This window comes from Rhizobium sp. ZW T2_16, from assembly GCF_044987325.1.
Lineage (GTDB): Bacteria > Pseudomonadota > Alphaproteobacteria > Rhizobiales > Rhizobiaceae > Neorhizobium > Neorhizobium cellulosilyticum.
In genome coordinates this window covers 48650-72099 of record NZ_JBJDRG010000010.1, presented here as the reverse complement: position 1 = coordinate 72099, position 23450 = coordinate 48650, and the positions used below count along the sequence as shown (strand labels likewise).

21 protein-coding genes are annotated in these 23450 nt (G+C 57.1%); 11 read left to right on the top strand and 10 right to left on the bottom strand.

The window, feature by feature from the left end; genetic code table 11:
* The first annotated feature begins 10 nt into the window (after positions 1-10).
* Together ACI3K0_RS21005 and ACI3K0_RS21000 are read left to right on the top strand one after the other, a co-directional pair.
* Positions 11-760, top strand: coding sequence for an NADPH-dependent F420 reductase (locus ACI3K0_RS21005; protein ID WP_404946222.1), 750 nt, complete (start codon positions 11-13; stop codon positions 758-760).
* A 91-nt stretch (positions 761-851) separates the two neighbouring features.
* Positions 852-2174, top strand: a complete 1323-nt coding sequence (locus ACI3K0_RS21000; RefSeq protein WP_404946172.1) for an NtaA/DmoA family FMN-dependent monooxygenase — start codon at positions 852-854, stop codon at positions 2172-2174.
* Between the two features lie 203 nt (positions 2175-2377).
* Here ACI3K0_RS21000 and ACI3K0_RS20995 read toward each other — a convergent pair whose 3' ends face one another.
* The 5 genes from ACI3K0_RS20995 to ACI3K0_RS20975 form a co-directional block, all read right to left on the bottom strand.
* Positions 2378-3541, bottom strand: coding sequence for a mandelate racemase/muconate lactonizing enzyme family protein (locus tag ACI3K0_RS20995; RefSeq protein ID WP_404946171.1), 1164 nt, complete (start codon positions 3539-3541; stop codon positions 2378-2380).
* 313 nt (positions 3542-3854) lie between these two features.
* Complete coding sequence (locus ACI3K0_RS20990) at positions 3855-4940, bottom strand: tartrate dehydrogenase (protein WP_404946170.1); 1086 nt, start codon at positions 4938-4940, stop codon at positions 3855-3857.
* Between the two features lie 12 nt (positions 4941-4952).
* Positions 4953-6458: a tripartite tricarboxylate transporter permease gene (locus tag ACI3K0_RS20985; RefSeq protein WP_404946221.1), complete on the bottom strand. Its 1506-nt coding sequence runs from the start codon at positions 6456-6458 to the stop codon at positions 4953-4955.
* 6 nt (positions 6459-6464) lie between these two features.
* Positions 6465-6917, bottom strand: coding sequence for a tripartite tricarboxylate transporter TctB family protein (locus tag ACI3K0_RS20980; protein ID WP_404946169.1), 453 nt, complete (start codon positions 6915-6917; stop codon positions 6465-6467).
* A gap of 52 nt (positions 6918-6969) precedes the next feature.
* Positions 6970-7935 carry a tripartite tricarboxylate transporter substrate-binding protein gene (locus ACI3K0_RS20975; protein WP_404946168.1) on the bottom strand — a complete coding sequence of 322 codons (966 nt, stop codon included), beginning with the start codon at positions 7933-7935 and terminating at the stop codon, positions 6970-6972.
* Between the two features lie 121 nt (positions 7936-8056).
* On the opposite strand from ACI3K0_RS20975, the gene ACI3K0_RS20970 reads away from it, so the two are divergent.
* The 8 genes from ACI3K0_RS20970 to ACI3K0_RS20935 all read left to right on the top strand — a co-directional run bounded on the left by ACI3K0_RS20970 (position 8057) and on the right by ACI3K0_RS20935 (position 13912).
* Positions 8057-8974: a LysR substrate-binding domain-containing protein gene (locus tag ACI3K0_RS20970; protein WP_404946167.1), complete on the top strand. Its 918-nt coding sequence runs from the start codon at positions 8057-8059 to the stop codon at positions 8972-8974.
* Positions 8975-9133: 159 nt separating this feature from the next.
* Complete coding sequence (locus tag ACI3K0_RS20965) at positions 9134-10123, top strand: alpha/beta hydrolase fold domain-containing protein (RefSeq protein WP_404946166.1); 990 nt, start codon at positions 9134-9136, stop codon at positions 10121-10123.
* Between the two features lie 241 nt (positions 10124-10364).
* A complete protein-coding gene (locus ACI3K0_RS20960; protein WP_404946165.1) occupies positions 10365-10826 on the top strand; it encodes an amidohydrolase family protein in 462 nt (153 codons plus the stop codon).
* Between the two features lie 21 nt (positions 10827-10847).
* On the top strand, positions 10848-11165 hold the full coding sequence (locus tag ACI3K0_RS20955; RefSeq protein WP_404946164.1) for an amidohydrolase family protein: 318 nt from the start codon (positions 10848-10850) through the stop codon (positions 11163-11165).
* Between the two features lie 597 nt (positions 11166-11762).
* A complete protein-coding gene (locus tag ACI3K0_RS20950; RefSeq protein WP_183687939.1) occupies positions 11763-11924 on the top strand; it encodes a hypothetical protein in 162 nt (53 codons plus the stop codon).
* Positions 11925-13210: 1286 nt separating this feature from the next.
* On the top strand, positions 13211-13459 hold the full coding sequence (locus ACI3K0_RS20945) for a DUF982 domain-containing protein (protein ID WP_148144903.1): 249 nt from the start codon (positions 13211-13213) through the stop codon (positions 13457-13459).
* 3 nt (positions 13460-13462) lie between these two features.
* Entirely contained in the window at positions 13463-13651 is a 189-nt protein-coding gene (locus ACI3K0_RS20940; RefSeq protein ID WP_183687937.1) for a hypothetical protein, read from the top strand.
* 63 nt (positions 13652-13714) lie between these two features.
* Complete coding sequence (locus ACI3K0_RS20935; protein WP_148144901.1) at positions 13715-13912, top strand: hypothetical protein; 198 nt, start codon at positions 13715-13717, stop codon at positions 13910-13912.
* A gap of 900 nt (positions 13913-14812) precedes the next feature.
* Here ACI3K0_RS20935 and ACI3K0_RS20930 read toward each other — a convergent pair.
* The gene (locus ACI3K0_RS20930; protein WP_404946163.1) at positions 14813-15151 is read right to left on the bottom strand and encodes an Rmf/CrpP family protein; all 339 of its coding nucleotides are present in this window, start codon (positions 15149-15151) and stop codon (positions 14813-14815) included.
* Between the two features lie 1009 nt (positions 15152-16160).
* Between ACI3K0_RS20930 and ACI3K0_RS20925 the strand changes: the two genes are divergently transcribed.
* Entirely contained in the window at positions 16161-17252 is a 1092-nt protein-coding gene (locus ACI3K0_RS20925; protein ID WP_404946162.1) for a calcium-binding protein, read from the top strand.
* 102 nt (positions 17253-17354) lie between these two features.
* Here ACI3K0_RS20925 and ACI3K0_RS20920 read toward each other — a convergent pair whose 3' ends face one another.
* The 4 genes from ACI3K0_RS20920 to ACI3K0_RS20905 all read right to left on the bottom strand — a co-directional run bounded on the left by ACI3K0_RS20920 (position 17355) and on the right by ACI3K0_RS20905 (position 23402).
* Positions 17355-18656 carry an HlyD family type I secretion periplasmic adaptor subunit gene (locus ACI3K0_RS20920; RefSeq protein WP_404946161.1) on the bottom strand — a complete coding sequence of 434 codons (1302 nt, stop codon included), beginning with the start codon at positions 18654-18656 and terminating at the stop codon, positions 17355-17357.
* A 4-nt stretch (positions 18657-18660) separates the two neighbouring features.
* Positions 18661-20433 (bottom strand): type I secretion system permease/ATPase, encoded by a 1773-nt coding sequence (locus ACI3K0_RS20915; RefSeq protein ID WP_404946160.1) that lies wholly within the window; start codon positions 20431-20433, stop codon positions 18661-18663.
* Between the two features lie 139 nt (positions 20434-20572).
* Positions 20573-21439: a calcium-binding protein gene (locus tag ACI3K0_RS20910; RefSeq protein ID WP_404946159.1), complete on the bottom strand. Its 867-nt coding sequence runs from the start codon at positions 21437-21439 to the stop codon at positions 20573-20575.
* Positions 21440-21575: 136 nt separating this feature from the next.
* The gene (locus tag ACI3K0_RS20905) at positions 21576-23402 is read right to left on the bottom strand and encodes a hypothetical protein (RefSeq protein WP_404946158.1); all 1827 of its coding nucleotides are present in this window, start codon (positions 23400-23402) and stop codon (positions 21576-21578) included.
* Between the last annotated feature and the right edge of the window lie 48 nt (positions 23403-23450).

Sequence of the window (23450 nt, the reverse complement as noted above, 5' to 3'; positions counted from 1 at the left end):
GACAGGAAACATCATGAAAGTTGGTATTCTTGGCGCGGGCCACATCGGAAAAACGCTGGTCCGTCAACTCAGCAGAACTGGGTACGATGTGAAGGTAGCAAACTCACGTGGTCCTGAGACGATCGCGCCATCAGTGCTTGCATTCGGCGGACGCGCCGTAACGCTCGAACAGGCCGTCGAGGACGTGGACGTCCTGATTCTCTCGATCCCTCTCAACCGCCTGCCCGAAATCGCTGCCAAACTTGCCGCTCTTCCAAAGGACGTCGTCGTTATCGACACGTCCAACTACTATCCGATGCGCGACACCGAGATCGCCGACATCGAGGCGGGCGAAGCCGAGAGCGTCTGGGTATCCGGACAACTCGGCCGACCAGTCGCAAAGGCTTGGAATGCAATCGGTTCCGATTCTTTCGCCCGACTGGGAAAACCTGCGGGTCACCCGGATCGGATCGCCATACCGGTCGCTGCAGACAATGAACGCGACCGACTTGTCGCTATGGCGCTTGTGGGTGATACGGGCTTCGACGCGGTCGATGCCGGACCGCTTTCGGAGTCATGGCGCCAGCAGCCAGGATCTCCGGTTTACTGCACAGACCTCACGGCCATCGAGATTCCCGATGCACTCGCCGCCGCGGAAAGATCCCGGTTGCCAAAGCGGCGAGACCTTTCCGTCGCTGCGGTTCAGGAGAGGCTTGGCGATACGAAGAGCAATCCCGACGCGGATTTCCTCGTGCGTTTGAACAGGGCCCTGTTCCTGTAGATAGCCACTCGGTAGCAACGGATATAATCCCCGGTAAAAAACTGATGACCCGCGGCCCGTAAGCCGCGGAGGCGCATACATGGAATCGATAATGTCGCGTAAAATGATGATCGGAATGCATTTCGGAAACGGTTATGGTTCCCAGCCGGGCGCATGGCGCATGGCCGGGGTCGATCCCCTGAACTACACGAATTTCGACAGCCAGGTGCGCTACGCCCAGGCAGCGGAACGGGGCAAGTTTCAGTTCCTGTTCATGCCGGACTTTCCGGTGTTGACCGGCAATGTCGAAACCGAAGCGCCGATGATTAACATCGATCCGATGATGACGCTCGCGGCCGTCGCGCGCGGGACCGAACGGATCGGATTGGTCGCGACCGGTTCGACCACCTTCAACGAGCCCTATAATCTGGCGCGCCAATTCAAGGCCCTCGACCTGATGAGCCACGGCCGGGCGGGATGGAACGCGGTTCCGACCAGCGATCCCGCGATCGCGGCCAATTACGGTCGCGACTTGCCGTCCCGCAGCGAAAAGTATCAGCGGCTTCACGAGTCGATCCAGATCGTTCAAGCACTGTGGGGCAGCTGGGAAAAGGGAGCATGGCTGCACGACGCCGCATCAGGGCGCTTCGCGGACCCTTTCAGGATCCAGCCCATCAATCTACGAGGAAATCATGTCGGTTCAAGCGGTCCGCTGCCCCTCCCGCCGTCAGAACAGGGGCAGCCCGTCATCTTCCAGGCAGGCGGGGGCGACCAGGGATTGGAGGTCGCGGCCCGTTATGCAAGCGGCGTGATCGGGGCGGTCTACACCATCGAGGCCGCCCGTGCCCAGCGCAGGGCGCTCCGCAACGCTGCGGAACGTGTTGGTCGCGATCCTGACGAGATAAAGTTTTTCCCCGGCCTCATGACGACGATCACGCCCGACAGACGAAGCGGGCTTGATCGCCGGATTGCGGTCAGCGGGGAAACCTTCCCGCAGCGCGTAGAATATCTCGGGCAGATGCTGGGATTGCAGCTGTACGCGGCACGGCTCGACGAGCCGCTGTCAACGGCTCAACTCGCGGCTGCTCGTCCGTCTCCGCGCGATCCCCGCTCAGCCCATGCCCTGAATATCGCAAGAGAGGGCTGGAGCCTGCGGGATATTCTGGCGCATGGCGTGATCGACTATCACCCGGTCATCGCCGGCCCCGCGGTCGAAGCTGCCGACCATATGCAGACCTGGTTCGAGGCGGGTGCGGCCGATGGCTTCTGGCTGTCGCCCGACGTCTACGAGGACGGCATCGATGCGCTCGTCGATGAGGTGGTCCCTCTCCTTCAGGATCGCGGACTATTTCATCGGGATTATGAGGGAACGACCCTGCGCGACCATCTCGGCGCACCGCCCCAGTACGGGCTTGATACGCGTATCATGCTGTGAACCGAAAATAGGCGAGCGCCAGATCGCTTTGCGTATCAATTTGCTTGGTCGTCTGAATGCCGGGTTTCCCCGACTCCAGACGATGATGGTCGAGAGCGGCTTGTCCGACGTCACAGATCATGGCTTTGAATCCTTGGGAGAGCAGGAAACCCTTGAAGAGAAAGCGTCAGGAGCTTCATGAACGCTCCTAACGTCCGATACCACTATTCGGCGAGTTCGCGCATGACCTTGATCAGGTCGGATTTGCCTTCGAAGCCGATGCCCGGCAGTTCCGGCATGGTGATGTGGCCGTCGATGACCTCGACGCCGTCCGGGAAGCCGCCATAGGGCTGGAAGAGATCTGGATAGCTCTCGTTGCCGCCCAGCCCAAGGCCGGCGGCGATATTGAGCGACATCTGGTGGCCGCCATGAGGGATACAACGCGACGGTGACCAACCGAACTGGCGCAGCACGTCTAGCGTACGCAGGTACTCGACGAGACCGTATGACAGGGCGCAGTCAAACTGCAGGAAGTCGCGGTCAGACCGCATGCCGCCGTAGCGCAGCAGGTTACGGGCATCCTGATGGGAGAAGAGGTTCTCTCCGGTCGCCATCGGGGCATCGTAGAATTCCGAGATGGCGGCCTGCAGCGCGTAGTCCAGCGGGTCGCCGATTTCTTCGTACCAAAAGAGCGGATAGTCTCGCAGCATCTTGGCGTAGGCGATGCCGGTCTCCAGATCGAAGCGGCCGTTCGCATCCACCGCAAGCTTCGCCTCGGGTCCGATTTCCTCCAGCACGGATTCGATGCGGCCGCGGTCCTCGTCGATCGAGGCGCCGCCGATCTTCATCTTCACGACATTGTAGCCGCGGTCGAGATAGCCGCGCATCTCCTTGCGGAGCGCGCTGTTGTCCTTGCCCGGATAGTAGTAGCCGCCGGCGGCGTAGACGAAAACCTTCGGATTGGCTTCCCGGCCCTTCATGTCGGCGAGATGGCGGAACAGCGGCTTGTCCTCGATCTTGGCGACCGCATCCCAGACCGCCATGTCGAGCGTTCCGACCGCAACCGAGCGCTCGCCGTGACCGCCAGGCTTTTCATTCATCATCATAGTCGACCAGATCTTGTGCGGATCGAGGTTGGTGCCGGCGTCGTTGATCAGGCTGTTCGGGTCTGCCTGCAGGATGCGGTCCTTGAACCGTTCGCGGATCAGGCCGCCCTGGCCATAACGGCCGTTCGAGTTGAAGCCATAGCCGACGACGCGACGGCCGTCCTTGACAACATCGGTGACGACGGCGACGAGGCTGGCTGTCATCTTCGAGAAGTCGATATAGGCATTGCGGATGGGCGAAGCGATGGGCTTAGTGACTTCGCAGACGTCGACGATACGCATTTGAATCTCCGGTTCAGTTTTTAGGTAGGTAGCGAAATGTTGTCTCTCTGCCGCACCTTCGCAGCGATCAGACGAGAGCACTAATGCCTTGGTAGCCGAGCGAGGCCACGCATTCCAATGCTCTGACGATTTGTATTGGTGCCGTTTCAGCATTGCCAGTTCTCGCAATTTGATGAAATAGAATGAGAACCTGGGCGGGCGATAAGGATGCTTGACTGAATCGCTCTATCCGCCTCCATAGAATCGAATACCCGGCGATGCCAATTCGGCTTCATTGAGCGGCTGCCGGCATATTCAGCGCCACGGCATGTCATCAAAGGGTTTCCGCAACGGCCTTTCCGCAAGTGACGGTGTCCGCATCTCCGCCCAGGTCGCGTGTCCGCAGCCTTTGGTCCGCGAGAACGGTCTCGATGCCAGCCATCACGGCAGCGCTGGCTTCATACTCTCCGAGATGGTCCAGCATCATCGCTGCCGACCATATCTGTCCGATAGGGTTGGCAAGGCCCTGTCCCGCAATGTCCGGCGCTGATCCGTGAACGGGTTCGAACAGGGAGGGAAATTTCCGCTCCGGATTGATGTTTCCCGACGGCGCGATGCCGATCGTACCCGTGCAGGCCGGCCCCAGATCCGAGAGGATGTCGCCAAACAGGTTCGATGCCACGACCACATCGAAGCGGTCCGGGTTCAGCACGAAATGGGCGCAGAGAATATCGATATGATATTTGTCCCAGGTGATATCCGGATAGGACTTTGCCATTTCCTCGACCCGCTCGTCCCAATAGGGCATCGAGATGGAGATGCCGTTCGACTTGGTGGCGGAGGTCAGGCGCTTGCGGGGGCGGGTCTGCGCGAGATCGAAAGCGAATTTCAGAATCCGATCGACGCCGATCCGCGTCATCACCGTTTCCTGGAGAACCGTTTCCCGCTCGGTTCCCGGGAAGATGCGCCCGCCGACCGAGGAATATTCGCCCTCGGTGTTTTCCCGGACGACGTAGAAGTCGATATCGCCGGGGCCGCGCCCGGCGAGCGGCGAGGTCACGCCCGGCATCAGCCGCACGGGCCGCAGGCTGACATACTGGTCGAATTCCCGGCGGAATTGAATCAGCGAGCCCCAGAGCGAGATATGATCGGGAACGACCTCCGGCCAGCCGACCGCGCCGAAGAAGATGGCATCATGGCTGCCGATCTGCGCCTTCCAGTCCTCGGGCATCATCTGACCGTGCTTCACATAGTAATCGCAGGAGGCGAAGTCAAAGCCGTCGATCCGCAGCTCGAAGCCGAACTTTTTCGATGCCGCTTCCAGCACCCGGAGGCCTTCGGGAACGACCTCCTTCCCGATGCCATCGCCGGCGATGGAGGCGATCCTGTAGACGCGGTTTGTTCTATTTTCCAAAGTCATGCTCCTGTTGGATCAGTCTTCCTCGACGAAGACCTCGTTGCGACGTCTCGCGATATTGGGGAGAAAGGCGACGATCAGCACGATGAGGGCGACCGTCAGAAGTCCTGCGCTGATGGGCCGGGTAAAGAAGACGGAAACGTCGCCGTGCGAAATCGTCATCGCCCTGCGCAGATGCTCCTCCAGCAGGGGCCCGAGGACGAAGCCCAGCAGCATGGGCGCGGGCTCGAAATCCAGCTTCGACAACACGTAACCGAACACACCGAACGCGGCCATCACATAGAGATCGAACGTGTTGGAGTTCACGCTGTAGACGCCAATCGAGGCGAAGGCGAGGATCGCCGGAAACAGCACCGTGTAGGGAACGGTCAGAAGCTTAACCCACAGGCCGATAAGTGGCAGATTGAGGATGACGAGAAGAAGGTTGCCGATCCACATCGAGGCGATGAGGCCCCAGAACAGAACGGGTTGCTCGGTCGCGACCTGCGGTCCCGGCACGATGCCCTGGATGATCATCGCGCCGATCATGAGCGCCATGACGGGATTGGCGGGCACGCCGAGGGTCAGCATGGGAATGAAGGAGGTCTGCGCGCCGGCGTTGTTGGCGGCCTCAGGTCCGGCGACGCCCTCGATAGCACCATTGCCGAAGCGCTCTGGAGTTTTTGAGATTTTCTTCTCAAGCGCGTAGGACGCAAAGGACGCGAGAATGGCGCCGCCTCCTGGAAGAACGCCCAGAGCGGAACCAAGCAAAGTGCCCCGGCACGCCGGGGCAATCATCGCTTTGAAATCTGAGCGACTTGGCCATAGACCCGCCACGCGGCTAACGACGGCCGTTCGCTCGATCGTCGTTTCCAGGTTGCGCAGGATCTCGGCGATCCCGAAGAGACCGACGGCAACGGCGACGAAGTTCAGACCGTCCGCCAGTTCGGGCCGGCCGAGCGTGAAGCGCATCGCCCCTGTATTGATGTCCGTTCCGACAAGCCCGAAGACGAGACCCATCGAGACCATTGCGATGGTCTTGAGCACCGAGCCGCGCGCCAGAACGATGGAGGCGGCGAGGCCGAGCACCATCAGGCCGAAATATTCCGGCGAGCCGAATTTGAGCGCGACCGTCGTCAGCGGCGGCGCAAGGGCGGCGACGACCACGGTGGCGATTGTCCCGGCAAAAAATGAACTCAGCGCCGCGGCGGCAAGCGCCGGCCCCGCCCTCCCCTGCCGCGCCAACTGGTATCCATCCAGAGCGGTCACGGCCGACGAGGACTCGCCTGGCAGATTGATCAGGATCGCCGTCGTTGAGCCCCCATACTGTGCACCGTAATAGATGCCGGCGAGCATGATCAGCGACGTTTCCGGCGAGAGCGACAGGGTGATCGGCAAAAGCATGGCGATCGTTGCCGTCGGTCCGATCCCCGGCAGTACGCCCACCAACGTTCCAAGCAGTGTGCCGACGAAGCAGAAGAGAATGTTGTAGGGCGTAAGCGCAGCGCTGAGACCGAGCCCAAGATTACCGATGATGTCCATCATAGCCTAAACTCCCAACCAGGGACCGATAAGACGGACGGGCAGCCCGAGGCCATAGTAGAAAACGCCCAGACAGAACACGGTAATGCCGAGTGTGATGGCAAGAACGACAAGCGGTCTTTGCCCGCTCGCCGCGGTTGCAGCAGACAACGAGGTGAGCGCAACCGCTGGTACAAACCCCAAGCCGCGGACTGTCAGGCCGAACAGGATCGGCGCAACGATGATCGCGGCCAGAGCACGCAAGGGTGCAATTTGCGGGCGAAAAACTTCGATGTCCTTCAGGGCTTTGATTCCGATAACGACGCCAATCACTGTGATGACGATCGACAGAATTAGGGGAAAATAGCCCGGCCCCATCCTGAGCGCCGATCCGACGTCCATCGTAAATATGGACGAAATGCCGAACGCTAGCCCGACGGCCAGCAGCGTGCCGGAAGCGGCAATGTTTTTGATATCCATGAAAGACCTCCGTTCGGTTAGGGGACGTCATCCCCCAACCGAACCATCACCGTTAATCTGCAAACTGACCGGCAGCCTTGATGATGGGGTCCCAGCGTTTGATTTCGCTATCGAGTTTGGTGCGAAGCGCCTCCTGCGTCGCCTGTTCCTTCGTCGCGGGCATGGTGGCGATCTGCGCGAAGCGTTCCTTCAAAGTAGCGTCGTCCATTGCAGCCTGGAGCGCCGACGTCAGCTTGTCGAGGACGTCTTTCGGAGTGCCCTTGGGCGCGTATACGCCATGCCAGACGCCCACTTTGAATTCCGGCAATCCGGCCTCGGTGGTCGTCGGCACGTCAGGCAGTGTGGCAGCGCGTGCTTCACTGGTAATCGCGTATGCCTTGACTTGCTTCTGCGTGATCGGACCGACGGTATTTGTGGCCTGGTCACAGGTCATATCGATCTGGCCACCAAGCAAATCCGTCATGATCGGGCCATTTCCCTTGTAGGGAACGGTTGTCATCTGCGTCCCGATCGTTGACATGAACAACGTGCCGCACAGATGGGATGCGGCTCCAATGCCAGCATGAGCATACGTGACCTTGTTACCGTTCTGCTTGATGTAGGCGACGAGTTCCTGAAACGTCGACGCCGGGAACTCATTGCGCGCGATGACCGTCATCGCGGCGTCGCTGACGAGCCCGATCGGTTCAAACGCCTCCATGGGTTTATAGGGCAATTGCCGGTAAAGTGCTGGGGCCGTCGCCATTCCGATATGGTGTACGAGGATCGTATAGCCGTCCGGATCTGCGTCGGCCACACGCCGGGCACCAATCGTACCGCCTGCGCCTGCGACGTTCTCCACGACGATCTGCTTGCCGAGCGACTTTGACATGGCGTCGGCGGTAAGCCGGGCAATAGTGTCAGTTGGCCCACCCGCCGCATAGGGAACGACCATAAATATGTTGCGTTCCGGATAGTCTGCCGCAAAAACCGGGGTGACTGCTAGCGTAAAGGCAGCTATTGTTGAAAGTAGCTTCATGTCTTCCTCCCATTTGCCGTCGTCTCCAGCAACGGCACTCCTCAATGCAACATTCGCGAACAAGCGATTGACGGTCCAATGCCGTTTCGGCTTCAATTGGTGCCGCAAGTGAGGAAAAGAGATGGATACAGCCTGGCTTCTGGATTTGCGGGCACTCGCCGATACGCTGAATTTCTCGAGAGCGGCGGAGGTGCGCAACATTACCCAGCCCGCGTTTGGCCGTCGGATCAAGGCTTTCGAGGACTGGAGCGGATCCGTTCTGGTCGACCGGTCGACGCACCGCATCAGGATCACGCCTGCTGGCGAAATCATGCTGGATGCCGCAAACGATATTCTTCAAAGGATCGAACGGGCCGTCCACGACTTGAGCCAGGAACGATCCGCCACCGCGACCCTGACCTTTGCGGCAACGCACGCTCTGTCCTTCACGTTTTTCCCGGGTTGGATCCAAAGCCTCGGCTCGTCGGTGGCTACCGTGCCGATCCGGCTCCTTTCGGACAATATGAACGAGTGTGAGAAGATGATGGCGGAAGGCCGAGCCCAGTTTCTTCTCTGCCACTTCCATCCGAACAGCGAAATCCGGTTGCATGAAGCCGATTTCAAGCACGTGGAACTGGCCAGCGACGTTCTTCTCCCGGTGGCGCAAAAAGATAAAAATGGAACGCCGATCCATAAACTGCCAGGCACACCATCCGAGCCCATCGCTCATATATCGTTTGACGAGAAATCAGGCATGGGGCGGATCCTGGCGGCTAATCTGCCCCACGTCGGGAGCGAACTGCATCTCGCTCGTGTGTTCACATCTCATCTGGCCATGGTGTTGAAAGCGTTGGCACTCGAGGGGAAGGGTGTCGCCTGGATACCACGCAGCCTTGCCAAATCCGAGCTGGAGCCTGAAGGAACGCTCGCAATCGCCGGCGACGAGAAGTGGATGGTCCCGGTCAAGATCGTGTTGATCCGATCCCGGTCACGCATGGCAGAATTGGCCGAGAAATTCTGGACGACCGTCGAAAGTGCATCCAAGCGAAAGCCGGCATAGCGATGAGCGTGACTGAGCCCGCCGGCTAGGCACGCTCTTGTTCTGCAATATATTAACGACCGTCTAACGGGTGATCTAATCCACATTCCCTGGGAGAAAATCGAAATGAAGACGAAGCAGAGAATACTTCTTGGCACCTTATTTTTTGGAGCAACCATAGTGGCCAGCAATCTTGGCCAAGCTGAAGATAAGACCTCGCTTCCTGGCTACGCCGAGGGTGCGCAGGTGGTTCGCGTGGAAAAGACGCAAGGCCAGATCGATGAGATCGGCGGCGTGGTTTTTACGCAGATCAAGCAAGTTCGTGCCGTTACCCAGCTCGAAATGTCGCTGCTGGTCCCCCGGACCAACGAGTTGAAGCCGGCGATCGTTTATTTCCCGGGCGGCGGCTTTATCTCGGCGGATCATGAGAAATTCATCGATCTGCGCATGGCGCTCGCGAAAACGGGTTTCGTGGTCGCGGCCGCGCAATACCGCACGGTTCCTGACAAGTATCCGTCACTTGTCGAGGACGGCAAGGCGGTTATCCGCTATCTGCGCGAACATGCTGGTGAATATGGCATTGACCCCGCACGCATCGGTGTGCTTGGCGATTCAGCCGGCGGATACGTGTCGCAGATGATGGGCATGACGAATGGCGAAAAGGCCTTCGACAAAGGTCAGTTCCTCGACAAATCCTCCGACGTCCAGGCGGCCGTGACGATGTATGGGATCTCGAACCTTCTGGAAATTGGCGACGGCTTTCCGGATGATATCGCAAAGGTGCATCAATCACCGGCGGTGACCGAGGCGCTGCTGGTGAACGGCACGGCGTTTGGGGATTTCCCCGGTGCATCGATCGGTAGCGACCCCGAGAAGGCCTTACAGGCAAGTCCCATGGGCCATGTCGAAGGCAGCAAGCCGCCGTTCCTCATCATGCATGGAAGCGCCGACACGCTCGTTTCGCCCCTCCAGAGCCTGCAGCTCTTTGAGGCCCTGAAGAAGAAGGGCGACAAGGTTGAGTACGTTCTTGTCGAGGGCGCAGGTCATGGCGATCTCACCTGGTATCAGCCGCCGATCATCGACCGGGTGGTCGAGTGGTTCAAGGCCACATTGGGTGGTCCGATCAAGGGAAACAGCAGCACCGGGAATGCCAGCGGCGGAAATCTCTGAATCGAGCAAGATGGACGCCTCAATTTAAGTAGAGACAGACGCCGATTTGAAGTGAATTGGTCCTCAATCCTTCTCAAGGTCATTGATCGCGACGCCGCCACTCGCCTCTCAGTGTAGGAAATCGCCTTGTAGACGCCCTTGCAGCAAGGGGCATCGATAACAGAGAGACAAACTTTTGAGCGACTTACCGAACTATTCGGCTTGCTGACTTTTCCTTCTAAGCCTTCGCGGATCGGTAACTGTGCGGTCGAAGTATCGCGACGGCGTTGTTCCCAACGCCTTACCTAACATTGTTATAAAGGAGGTCGATCGACTTGCTGTTGCGGTAGAAAGACATCCCGATCGTTTCGCGGCATTCGCCCACTTGCCTATGAAAGAACCTGCGGCGGCGGCGGACGAACTGGAACGGTGCGTGAAACACCTCGGTTTTCGCGGGGCCTCTATCAATGGGACCACGGATGGACTGTTCCTGGACGAACCGCGGTTCGCACCTATCCTGTCGTGTGCCGAGGCGCTCGGGTGCCCGCTTTATATTCATCCCGGACCCCGCCCCGTTCAGTGCGGGATGCTTACTATGACGGACTGCCGGGCGATATCTCATCATATCTACTGTCCAATGCAGGCTTCGGCTGGCATGCCGAAACGGCCATTCACATTTTGCGCCTCGTCCTGTCCGGCACGCTCGATCGGAACCCGGGCCTGAAGCTCATCATCGGTCACTTGGGTGAGTTACTCCCAATGCTGCTCAAACGCGTTGAGGAGACCTTCGGGACGGGAGCAGAAGCGGGACGGCAGCGGACCGTATCGCAAACTATTCTGGATCAAGTTTGGATCACGACCAGTTGGCTTCTTCGACACGTCCGCATTTCTCGCCGCGCTGACCGCTTTCAATGCGGATCTCATCCTGTTCTCGGTCGACTATCCGTACGCCACGAACCGCGCAGGCACGGCATTTCTCAGCAGCCTGCCGGTTTCTCCCGCAGACCGGGAGCGCATCGCCCACGGCAATGCCGACGCACTCCTTCGTCTACCGGCAGCTTGATCAACTCCACAGAGCGCAGTGCCATCGTCGTGCCGAAGTCGGGGAACGGCGATGGGCTTTCAATCGACGCTCATTGTCCCCCGCCGAAACACAGGGAGCGAAGCGAACACCACAAACACCGCGTAACAAAGGTCCTTTTGGCGGACTGGAGGGGATGCCGACAGGCGGACTGAGGCTCGCGGTTTCGTGCCATCGCAAGCTGGTAGCGATCCGGGAGGCGCTGATGGCGCATCCCGCCACATGATAATTCCGACCGAGTTGATTCAAGGGGAGATTTCGCAGGGCGGAGCGCGTGACCCAAGTCATACGCGCCGGAGCAAGCTGATTACCTTACATTGGGCACAAGCAGATTCAAGTCCGGTGGGTATTTTTTGAAACGCATCGCACCGGATCGTAGCTTCGGCGTTTATGGAGTACCGCAGCGCAGTGCGGGGGCAGGATTTGAACCTGCGGCATTCGGGTCAGGAGCCAAGCGAGCTACCACGCAGCTCTACCGCATCACTTGGAATGACCGCCTCTAATTCCCATATGGTCACTACAAGCGGCCGCCACGGTGCGTGGCCATCATCTGGCCGCTCCATCTCAAGGAGACAACCCATGACAGACCAAGGAGTCGCTTCGGCGGCAGAGCCCGCCTATGAACCAAAAGTTCTAGCCAAGAAGTTTAGGATACCTGTCGAAGACGCGGCCAAGATCATTGACCAATATGGCTCAGACCGTAAGGCCATCGACAAAGCTGCCCGCCGTATTGCGGCCTAAAAACAAAAGCGGCGATCTCGACCCAATGGGGAGACCGCCGCAGGATTACCCGTTGCTGAGAGGAGGCAGCGCCAGGCGATGGAAGACGCCAGCAGGTGCGCATTGGTATGAGGCGTCCGGCGTACCGTTGGCGGTGCCGCCATTGTCCGCAGCGCGGCTCGACATTGCAGATTGTAGTTACGATGGAACAGAAGCTGTGCTGCTGCATTCTCGCTTCCGTTAGCCACTTACATTTCAAAGGAAATGATTATGAACAACATTGTTTGGCTCGTTGGAGCCGTCGTCATCGTACTTGCTATCTTGGGCTTCTTCGGGCTGCGGTAAAACTTACGCCCGCGTTCAGAAGCTGCAACAACGTGCAGCATAACGGGGCGTCCGGTCCGAGTTCAGGGCGCATGGATGATTGGGATCGCGCTAAGTGCGCGACCCCTTCACCCATAAAGGGGCACCAGTTGCCGGAAACCTCCCTTGAGTCTTCGCCGATAATCCGCCAGCCTCCTAGCCTCCTCGAAGTTGTTTTGGCCGCGATCAGCAGTCGCCTCCCGGCGCAGATCGCATGTCGCCCTTCGCGGACCTCTCCGAGCTGCCCATGCTCTTTGTCGTGGCCGCCTCGGTCAGCACGCGGACGTATTCATCCTGCATCACATCGAGCGCACGACCGAACGTGTCGCGGTTTTCGTGCTCGTTGAAGATTTCCTGCTAAGCTTGCGAACCGCTCTTAACATTCGCTCCCTCTCGGCGACCGATCAAGAGCTGGCGAAGGTTGCTTGGGCCATACGGAAAGCCGTCTTCGCATCGCTGCACTCCCGATACGCCTGTTGGGTTAGTGTAGGCCGCAGCGAGTATTTTCCTAGCCTCGGCTTTACTGATTTTTACGCGCTCACCTTTCCGAAGGTTAAGCTTAGCGGCTCAGAATCCTCCGCTTTGACCATCCATCGATAGTGGCTTTTTGCCCGACGCCTCGAAGCTGCGAGACATCGTGACCGACAAACTTGACTGCATCTTTCACAGCTCCGATGATCCCATCTCCGAAGATCTCGCCATCATATTGGTGGAGGAGAGATTGCAGTGCTCACGCGTATCAGTCGACGTCCGCTTCCCCCCGACGAGGTGTGGGATGTAGCCAAGATGGTGTTCAAAGATATTGCTGGCTGGCCTCATGTTTCTCCTCTTGCTGCTGGAGCGGCTCCGGCCCTCATGCGGGCATGTTGTCTCGGAACCATTGACCTTCGCACGAGTTTGGTGACGGCAGACTAAGTCTGAAACACCGCGTGAAGGAGCCGGCTATGCAAAACGTTATTTGGGACAAGCCAGTCGTCGTGGGCGGCAAGTTGGTTTTTGGTCCTCTTGAGGCCCGACGGTTTCTGATGACCGACTGGCCGCACAAGAAGGATTCGAACTTCGCTGCAGCTGATGCGTGCATCCTCCGCGCGCTGGATGGCCGAGCCTCACCTGATGAGGCGCGGGAGCTCTTTGAGGCAGCCCTTCATTCAGCTGCGCTGGTAACCACCTTTGACTACAAGCTGGCGGGTTAGGCCGTGACATCCCTCACCTTTCTTCCCATGCTGGCGCTTGCGATATTTCTCATCCTCGCTCTCGGAATTTTCACGTTCATCATCCTCCGTCGCGGAAAGCTGCGAGAGAGGAATCCTAGCCAGGTCGATCCCGACAAGCCGACCGCCGAATGGCTGAAGCGCGAAGCCGCTAACGGGAAGCGACCGCTCTGATGGACCAATTCGGAACTTGTGCCGCGGTCCGCCGTTTGCAGTGCAGCAACCACTGGAGGCCGCATGTCGACTTATCTGCCCATGAGCATCCTTGCCGCGATACTCGTTTGTGCTCTCGCCGCAGCAGCAATTGCGGTCTACAGCCGCTGGAGGCGGAGCCGAGCTCCCAGTAAGCAGGTTCCGCCGGAAGAGCCAACCTACGACTGGATCTACCGCGAAGCTGAAAACGCTCACAAGATCGGCAAGGGCCCCGAAGCCTGAACCAATATGGGGCACGGCGGTAACTGATCATTAAAGATACTGCCAGCATAGTCACCGATAGGGGACGACTTTGCTGGAGTTTATGATGCGTATTAACGGCGCTGTCCTCTTCGTAATACCCTTGATGGCATTGGTTGCGTTGGGCGCTTCCATTCTTTGGGAGCGCCCAACGTCTATCGATTACACGTTTACGAGCAGTATCCCATAGGCTGCTGCCGGCCTGGTAGCCGACCCCTATTCATCCGCATGAGATGTGCCGAAAAGCGTCGTATTCACCGAGCGCAAACGGGATCCCCTTTACGTCAGCGGGATCGTTACTCTCGATGAGGCCCAGCGCGAAAGTCAACTTCTCAAGCCTGGCCTGACCGCGCTCCTGCGTCCCTTGATCGTGGCTCCCCAATCACAGCCGATAAGCGCTCGATCGTGTCTTTGTCTTACCTCGAGGTTGAGCCAAGTTTTACCATGATCCTCTTCGACGACGCTCTGGGTGACTTGTACGACGCGCTCGACAGCCGCCCGGGCCAGCGCATGCCGTAAGGCAGAGGCGCCCGTGCCCGGCGCGGATGTTTCTTTTGCTTGATCCCTGCTGATACGGTATCGCCTCAGTATCTTTAGAGGCTCGTCAGAAATTGTCGGCTCATGTAGTGGAGCAATGGAAGCTGCCGACATGCTCGATGCGGTTTGGGCGATCGGCAGCTCCACTTGCAGGATGGTGCACATGGTTGGCTCGTGATCACCACGCTGGACCCGGATCTCAACCTGGCGGGTCGGTGATAGGCGCTTTGCCGTCTACAGCGCCAAACCGGTCGGTCATCCATGTCTGCACCACAAAGACCGACAAGATTATCGCGGCAGAGAAGAGAAAGGTCGTAACTAACGGGCGTCGTTCCAGAAATCTCATCAGGGCGCAACGTTATCGTTGGCGACCAGTTCCAGATCGATGTGGGGAGCATAGCCGATGAGCCAAATTTCCATCCGCTCTGGGTTTTCGTCCTCGGTAAAAGGGCAAACAGATGCCGGATCGCCACGTTCCGCGGCTTCTCTGCCCAGATGAAATAGATGGATACGCTCCACCGGTATGATCTCGGAATTGTTCACTGTCTCGAAGCCTTCGACCCAAGCGTCCAGCTTTATACCACTGCAGTCGATGTAGGGATTGGTGTGGCGCGGCATGCCTATGCAAGCGGCTCTTCTCCCCTGATTAAAACAGTGCGAGTGCAAGACATCTTCAGCGGACATATATGGTAACCCCGGTTTCTTCCACTAAACTAAAGATTGCGAATGAAGTTCCTTTCGCTTCCCAAATTTTTTGGAACACGCGACTGGCGAACCGGACGCAGGGTACGATCAATTAAAGGGTGAGGTATATCACGCACACCAAACAGAGCCTCCGCACGGTCACCTCATGAACAAACCTCAACTTTTGTGATTTCTTGGTTGCAAGGCGTTTTTGGCGCGGCTTTGACTTACAGTCTTGCTCGCCCTTTGGAATCATCCGAGAGGCGAGTTGCGTGTACAGTGTCGTTTTCCTTTATCCGCGAAGCATGCCGCCTTTATCGATGCCCTGGGGGTGATGGAGGCTTGTCTTCGTCCAATACAGTTCCTCTATAGGCAATTCACATGTCGCTGCATGCAACCGAAGCGGTGCTCGCACCCCAGTCGATGTTGAGGAGCTCAGTTGGGGAGCTGTTTTTTGCCGCCGATCAAATTCGCTGCCAGCGGGCCTTTCTACACTAGCGCCGTTTTGCCCAATAAGGCTATGCTCGCTCCCCTCGTGGGGTTGCTGCTATAGTTTTCATTCGGGCTCTCTGTTCGCTCCAAACTCTGGACGGTAGGTCTCGTCACGTTAAAGTCGAGGCAATTATCGGTAATTGAGGTTGCGATGGCTGGCGTCGCGGTTCTGCTCATGACCGCGGCTGAGAGCCACATGAATCTTTCGCTAGACGCCCACCTCGGTTATGGCCAGATATTTTGAGGAAACCATAGATTCCGGCAACGAACTGAGCTGCAAATCGCCATGCCGGCGGCAAACGAAACAGCCGGCCCATAGGCGGCCGCCCCAAAAACATACACCGGCTTCTCGTGCGGCAGAGCCGTTGCGCCAACACCGGAGTTGGCGACGCAGACGGCTTGCGCCCTCGGGATGATGACGTGGTTTGGCTACATCGCCATCTTTCCGCTTTGTTCATGCACAACGGTCGTAATCGCCGAACGCTGCTGTAGGCATCGCCAAATTTGGGAGAATTCTATGCCGACATACTACGGAAACAACTCTAATAACGTTGTTTATCAAGACGACTACGATTCGGATCTGACCGTATATGCCTATGGCGGTAACGACTCGATTTATCTAAATCTTGTCGGTGCATATGGCGGATACAACACCGTGTACGCGGGATCAGGCAGCGATCTGGTAAAAAACAGTTTTGAAGGCGGTAACCGCATAGATCTCGAGTCTGGTAACGACACCTACGTGGCCACTGGATTTTCAAAAGCCGCCAGCCTCTATGACATTGTGTATGCGGGTTCCGGCAACGATAAGCTCGACGTGTCGACCTACCACAGCGACTACTACGGTGAAGACGGCAACGACACCTTTTTCTCCGTGGGATTTAATAACTATTTCCACGGAGGTGCTGGCAACGACACTATCAGCTATCAGAGCCAAGACAATGATGCCGATCTGAGCGGCGCCGGCGTTGTGATCGATCTGCAAGCTGGATATGCGGATACTCGTGGGACCAGTTACACGGAGAAACTCGTGAGCATCGAGAACGCCGAAGGGACTGGAGTTTCAGACAAGATTTACGGGTCGTCTGGGGCGAACAAGCTTTGGGGTGGCGCAGGAAACGACTCCGTTTATGGCCGGGACGGCAGCGACACAATCTACGGCGACTCCGGTAACGATTATTTGTCAGGTGGCAACGGCAATGACCGTCTGTATGGCGGATCGGGAAACGATGATCTGTCTGGAGGCGCGGGCAATGATAAGCTCTATGGCGGTTCCGGTAACGACTATCTGACAGGTGGATCAGGAGCAGACACATTCGTGTTTGCGTCACTATCGGATTCTCGTGCAGGTTCGGCTCGCGATGTCATCACTGACTTTAGCCGCGGTGACGATGATTACATCGATCTTCGATCAATCGACGCCGATACCACGCGCGGCGGTAATCAGGCATTTGATTTCATCGGCACAAGCTCTTTTTCGGGTGAGGCCGGTGAACTCAGGTTCAAAAGCGGTATTGTCTCCGCGGATGTCAACGGCGACGGTGTGGCTGACTTCCAAGTGAAAGTCGATGACTTCACCAAAATGTATGCAGGCGATTTTCTTCTTTAAGTGAATGGAGCCAACCTCTCGGTAAGTGAGCGGACGTGACGGCAGACCCGCTGGCGAGCGGGTCTGCCCGTGATCCTAAAATCATCTTGTCGCTCGCGGCTCTCATTCCTCACGGAATGTGTGAGCCAGTTGGTCTGTGAAAGGCTTGGCAAGGTAGGAAATTACCGACCTGTCGGACACTCGGATAAACACCTCCGCCGGCATGCCAGGATAAAGTGCCAGTTTTTCGAGCTTCGCAAGGCTTGCCGGATCCGGTCTAACACGGACGGGATAGTAGCTGATGCCAGTCCTTTGATCCGAAATGATGTCTGGCGACATCGATACGACCTCACCAATGACTTCAGGTGTCGTTCTCTGATCAAAAGCGCTGAAGCGAATGTCGACCGTTTGGCCTGGATGAACCTGATCGATATTGCGAGAGGCAATTTTCGCCTCAACCGTCAATTCGCGCTGATCCGGTGCCAGAAGCATCAGTGGATCGCCCGGATTGGCGACACCGCCAACGGTGTGGACCATCAGCTGGTAAACCCGCCCGCTCATCGGAGCTTTCAGGTCGAGCCGCTGGAGCTGATCCAAATTGGCCACTTTTCGTTCTTCCATCTCGGAAATTCTTGCCTCGACTTCGGTCAGCTCTTTGGCATTTTCCGTTCGGCGGTCTTCGTCGAGCTGTAATATCTGAAGGTCGATCTCGTTGATCCGGCCTTCCGACTGCGCGCGAGACGCAATACGTTCACCCTTGTTGCCATCCAACTCGACTCGCTGACGTTTCAACGAATTTACCCGTTGCAACGTCACGAGCTGCTGCTGGTAAAGTGAATTGATGGCGCGGTATTCCTCATCGATCAGGTTTACAGCATCGTTGATCGCACGGATCTGAAGATCGTTACCGCTGATCTGCTCTCTCAACTGAGCCTTTCGTTCCTCCAGCTGTTTTTTCATGCCAGACAGCGCGGCTTTTCGCGTTGTAAACAGTCGTATTTCGCCGTCGACCAGCTTTCGGTTGGCATTGACGTCAATCCCACTGGCGGACAGATCCGCGATTGTCAGCGTGTCTGCGCCGAGTGTTTCCGCCTGCAGGCGAGCCCGTTTGGCGTAAAGCTGAGCAAGCGCGCTGGTCACGATACCGAGGCTTGCCCGCAAGGTCGTGCCATCAAGCCGCAAAAGGACCTCACCGGCCTTCACTTGGGCACCCTCCTTGACAAGTAGTTCCGAGACGATACCACCGCTAAGGTGCTGTATTTTCTTTACATTTTCATCGATGATCACAGTCCCATCGCCGACAACGGCATTGGAAAGCGTGGTCGTCGCAGCCCAGCCACCGACACCTGCAACAAGTGATAGGCCTAATATGGTGACAAAGATGATATGCCGACCAAGGGAATCTTGCGAACCTCGTTCCGTCATGTCTTTACTCCTGCGCCCGTTCGTCGCTGACGATCTTCAAAGGCGTCGGCCTTGGTTCCCCAGAAGCTGCTTCACGGCGCAGAACGCGCGAAAGCACTTCGTCTTTAGGGCCGAATGCTGCGACACGCCCTTCCTTCATCATCAAGACAAGATCCACCCCGGCAAGCGCGCTTGGCCGGTGGGCAATCACGATAGCAATGCCGCCACGTTCGCGGATCCTCACGATCGCCTCGGCAAGTGCCGCTTCCCCTTCGGCATCAAGATTTGAGTTCGGTTCGTCGAGCACTACAAGAAAAGGATTGCCGAACAGGGCGCGCGCCAGTGCAATACGCTGACGTTGTCCAGCCGATAACGTCGATCCGCCGGGTCCGATCTCTGTGGAATATCCGCCCGGCAGGCCTAAGATTAGTTCGTGGACACCGGCAACCTTGGCGGCCTCGATGACGGCCTCAGGTGCCGGGTTTTCGCGAAACCGCGATATGTTCTGTGTGATTGTACCCTCAAACAACTCGATATCTTGAGGGAGGTAGCCGATATGCTTGCCTCGATCCTCATCGCTCCACTGCTGGACGGTTGCTCCATCCAGCCGCGCCGATCCACGGTGGATCGGCCATATTCCGGTCAGCGCGCGCGCCAGCGACGACTTACCAGATGCACTTGGTCCAATGACGCCGATCGCGCTTCCCGCGTCGACGGCAAAGCTGATATTCGCAATGACCATCTCCTGGCGCCCGGGCGCACCACTTATCAGGCCATCTACTGTCAGATTCTGGCTTGGCGCCGGAAGCGCAAGCGGTGCGTCAGTCTCAGGAACAATCTCGAAAGACTGCCGCAGACGTTTCCAAGACTGCTGGGCAGAAACGAAGCTACGCCAATTAGCAATCGCCTGCTCGACCGGCGCAAGGGCACGTGACGTCAAGATGGAAGCCGCTATGATAATGCCGGCCGACGCCTGGTTCTCAATCACCAAAACCGCACCTGCCGCAAGCACCCCTGACTGGAGCGCGATACGGAAAATCTTCGAAAGGGTTGCGTAACCATTAGCAACGTCGGAATTTTGCCGATGAGATTGCCGGTAGCGGTCATTGACCTGCGACCACGATCGGGAGAGATCGCCTCCCATCCCCATCGCTTCGACGACTTCTGCATTCCGATGCGCTACCCCAAGCAGGGTGCCGCGCTGACTGCCAATCTCATGCAGCTCCTTGGCCGATGCCTGAGTCTTGCTGTTAGTCAAAATGGTCAAAATGGTCAGGATGACCGCGCCGGCAATAGCGATACAGCCGACCATCGGATGGAACAAAAAGCAGATGGCAATGTAAAATGGAAGCCAAGGCAAATCGAAAAAAGCGGGAAGGCCTGAGCTAGACAGAAATGTTCTGACCTGGTCGAAGTCACGCATCAGGGCCAAGCCATCGCCGCCAGCATGGCCTTTGACCGGTGCTTTTACCACCGTTTTGAAGATCCGCGCTCCAAGCGCCTCGTCGAATATACCAGCTACCCGAGTCAGCATTCGGCTTCGTGCCAGTTCAAACGCGCCCTGGAAGGCATAAAGCATCAAAGCAAGCAGGCAAAGTGCAACAAGTGTGGGGATGCTTCTGCTCGGAATGACCCTGTCGTAGATCTGAAGCATGAAGAATGAACTGGTCAGATAAAGAAGGTTGATAAGCGCGCTCGCGATTGCGACCGCGATCAGCCCCCCTCGGCATCGATTGAACACCGCGGATGCAACATTCTTGCTCGCGATTTCGTTGCTGCGGTCATTCGTTACGCTCATGCTGGCAAGGTCCTTCAGCCGACGATCGGCACGATATACGCCAACTGCTCTCATCTTTTAAGAAATTCTCGTGGCATAAAAAAGCCGGAGGCGATCTTGCTTCCGGCTTTCATTCTTTCGGGCAGTTACCCGGCAGCCATCAGCCGATTATGTCGAAATCTGCAGCTGTTAGCTTCAGGCCAGGGTCCAACTGGGCCAATTGAAGTGCTGCCCCCGTTCCGTGGCCATCGGCATCATACCAGAGCTTACCTGACTTGTTGTCGTAGACAATCCGATCCGAGCTATCGTGGGCCTTCGTGCCGACATAAAAAGCACCTGAGGCCAAGTCCCCAACCTTGCCAACCTTGGTGAAAATATCATCGTCAAGCCAGATCGTATCGTCTTTGACCGAGAAATCGTCGATCGTATCGATGTTCGTTGACCCTAGCTTCGTGTCGAAGAGAAAAGTGTCTTTCCCTGCGCCACCATGAAGGAAATCTTTGTCCAGACCGCCGTACAGGCGATCGTTGCCATCCTCGCCGTAGAGCTTGTCTTTCCCTGCACCGCCATCGAGTTTGTCGTCGCCTGTGCCGCCCTTTAGAATATCGTTGCCCTTGTTAGCAAAGATCGTATCATTGCCCGCAAAGCCGGTCAGATAATCGATGCCATTGCCGCCCATGATTTTGTCGTTGCCTTTCAAGACAGACGAAACAATAGCCACGTCATCCTTCGTTGAATAAGTTCCCGCCGCCTTGACGATCGAGGTGACTGCCACCGAGCCACTGTCAACGGACAAGACTTTAGTGCCGTTATAGACGAGAGCATAGCTGGTTACTGTGCCGCTGACCGGTTCGCCGTAGCTGTTGTACTTGAAACCAGTGCCTTTGAATTCATCGAGCCATCCATCTCCATAGTTGGCGCGGAAAATCGTCGATCCGTAAGTGTATGAGTATGCGTCATAGATAGAGCTGAAGTCGAAACCCCGCATATCCATGCCGTAATTGATGTTGACCGTAACTATGGCCATTCTGCTCCCCCAAAGATAATCCGGCGAGATTACTCGATTTATAGTTGTGGTCAATGCATTGAACCAATGGCGGCATCGTTGTTTCTTCGAGTTTAGTGAATCTCGTTTTTTTACCTATCTCTTGAGATCACTCGGGTCAGTTTGACTGGTATGATGGCTCATCCAACATTGATGACCTTAAGTGCACCATCACGCGCGCCTCAATCTCGGCGGCCGCCCTTTCCTTGTCCCGAAGATCGATCGCATAGCGGTTCCGCAGGAGGAACCAGAACTTCCGTAGGTCATCTGGCCTCAGGCTGGATTCTCCGGCAACAAACTGAGCCGCAAAATCGCCCGGCTGGCGGCACACAAAACAGCCGGCCATGTAGTCGGCCCTGCCGAATACATAAACCGGCTTCTCATGCAACAGAGCCTCGGCGCCGACGCCGGAATTGACGACGCAGACGGCCAGGGCTTTCGGGATGATGGCGTGAATACTGGAATAGACTTGGATCACACGGCCCTCGGCAACAAGCTTCGATAGAATTCGTGAAACTTCCGGCGTCGTGCAAAGCGGATGCCGCTTGATCACAACGGAAAGTCCTTTCGCCTCGGCTGTCCGAACAACCTCTTCCACCATCTCGAACAGGCTGAGATAGGCAAGTTGGCTGACGGCATCGCCGATCAACTGCAACGCAACGAAGATGAAGTTCTCCGGCAGGTTCTCGCTATCGGATACGTCCGCCTGCCGGTATTTCGACAGATTGCCGCCGATGACACGCTGTTTGTCAGCCTCGAAAAATGCAGCGGCCGCCTGCTGGTCGACATCCGCAGCGCGCAACTGCTGCAACGACAAATCCGAAAACTCCGACCAGCCTGCATAGCCGCGGCTATCGAAGCTGAAGAGGGACGGCCTGTCTGTTTCCTTGAAGTGAAGCCCCAGCTTTCCATGCGATATCGTGTGGTAGGAAAAGCTGGGGACGGGGAGATCAATGAAGCCGTGGGTTCTGAGACGGCTCCGGACTGCATAAGCGAGCTTATTATTTTCGAAGGCTGCAAACACGGCCGAAAGGACGAACCTGATATCGGCGCGAAATCCCGGATAGTCGATCTTGTTCTTCCTGAAGCCAGCAGCAGGCATAAGGATTACAGGCCGTTTGTCCAAAGGTGTGCGCGCTCCCGCGGCGCGGGCCAGAATGTCCTCGTTCGCCATGCTGACTGCACGGCTGTAAGCCTCGGTCTCGTTGATGAGCGAGATAACCTCAACAGTGAGCCGGCGTGCCTTCGCCATGTCTGCTACATGAGGGTGTTTCAGAAACACCAGCGCGCCTTTCAGATCAAAGAGGCTCAGTTTGGCAGCAACAACATCGCCGATATGCGCGCGCGAAAGAGGCCGACTTTTCTCGACCTTTGCTAATTGTCCGATGAGACATGTAACCGCAGCAGCAAAAATGTCCTCGCGATCACATGCTTCTGCGGAAAGTGCGGTTGATAGAGGAAGCGTAATGTCAATGTAGTCGGGCTCGGCCCGCATGAAAGTCAAACCGTATTCGGCAAGGCGTTGGTGATATCTCAGCTGATCAGCCTGCCCTTCGTCCAAATCTCCAGATGAGACTCCCGCCCCATCACCGGCAAGCCTCGATGCCGCCTCGGATAACAGGGCTGAAGCTCCAGCAGACAAGTGCGGATGCCGCCGAATTTCATCAAGGCGCCGTGAATGTCCAAGATCGACTACCTTTGCGATGTAGGTACTAACGGCCCAAAACGTGAGCTGTTTGCGTTTTGCATATCGGAAAAAAATGTCTTCAGCCGCTGCTGCCCGTCCCTCGTGATATTCGATGAGAAGGCGACCTTCAAAGATGAGGGACGAAATCTTCCTCGCTGCTTTAAACGGGTTCAATAACGATGCCGCGGCTGCGAGAACGATACGCAGAACAGGCAGGTTTCGGCCCTCGCGTACTCTTCTCTCCACAAACCCTATCATTCCATAACCTAACGCTGGTCATTTGCTGCGATGGCGACGGATAATAGC

Bases quoted from the DNA above. Each gene is read 5' to 3' on its own strand.
- ACI3K0_RS20915 (WP_404946160.1), bottom strand. From the start codon at position 20,433: ATGAGCGTAACGAATGACCGCAGCAACGAAATCGCGAGCAAGAATGTT.
- ACI3K0_RS21000 (WP_404946172.1), top strand. From the start codon at position 852: ATGTCGCGTAAAATGATGATCGGAATGCATTTCGGAAACGGTTATGGT.
- ACI3K0_RS20925 (WP_404946162.1), top strand. From the start codon at position 16,161: ATGCCGACATACTACGGAAACAACTCTAATAACGTTGTTTATCAAGAC.
- ACI3K0_RS20995 (WP_404946171.1), bottom strand. From the start codon at position 3,541: ATGCGTATCGTCGACGTCTGCGAAGTCACTAAGCCCATCGCTTCGCCC.
- ACI3K0_RS20985 (WP_404946221.1), bottom strand. From the start codon at position 6,458: ATGGACATCATCGGTAATCTTGGGCTCGGTCTCAGCGCTGCGCTTACG.
- ACI3K0_RS20935 (WP_148144901.1), top strand. From the start codon at position 13,715: ATGTCGACTTATCTGCCCATGAGCATCCTTGCCGCGATACTCGTTTGT.
- ACI3K0_RS20975 (WP_404946168.1), bottom strand. From the start codon at position 7,935: ATGAAGCTACTTTCAACAATAGCTGCCTTTACGCTAGCAGTCACCCCG.
- ACI3K0_RS20905 (WP_404946158.1), bottom strand. From the start codon at position 23,402: ATGATAGGGTTTGTGGAGAGAAGAGTACGCGAGGGCCGAAACCTGCCT.
- ACI3K0_RS20945 (WP_148144903.1), top strand. From the start codon at position 13,211: ATGCAAAACGTTATTTGGGACAAGCCAGTCGTCGTGGGCGGCAAGTTG.
- ACI3K0_RS20980 (WP_404946169.1), bottom strand. From the start codon at position 6,917: ATGGATATCAAAAACATTGCCGCTTCCGGCACGCTGCTGGCCGTCGGG.
- ACI3K0_RS20970 (WP_404946167.1), top strand. From the start codon at position 8,057: ATGGATACAGCCTGGCTTCTGGATTTGCGGGCACTCGCCGATACGCTG.
- ACI3K0_RS20950 (WP_183687939.1), top strand. From the start codon at position 11,763: ATGACAGACCAAGGAGTCGCTTCGGCGGCAGAGCCCGCCTATGAACCA.
- ACI3K0_RS20920 (WP_404946161.1), bottom strand. From the start codon at position 18,656: ATGACGGAACGAGGTTCGCAAGATTCCCTTGGTCGGCATATCATCTTT.
- ACI3K0_RS20990 (WP_404946170.1), bottom strand. From the start codon at position 4,940: ATGACTTTGGAAAATAGAACAAACCGCGTCTACAGGATCGCCTCCATC.
- ACI3K0_RS20910 (WP_404946159.1), bottom strand. From the start codon at position 21,439: ATGGCCATAGTTACGGTCAACATCAATTACGGCATGGATATGCGGGGT.
- ACI3K0_RS20930 (WP_404946163.1), bottom strand. From the start codon at position 15,151: ATGTCCGCTGAAGATGTCTTGCACTCGCACTGTTTTAATCAGGGGAGA.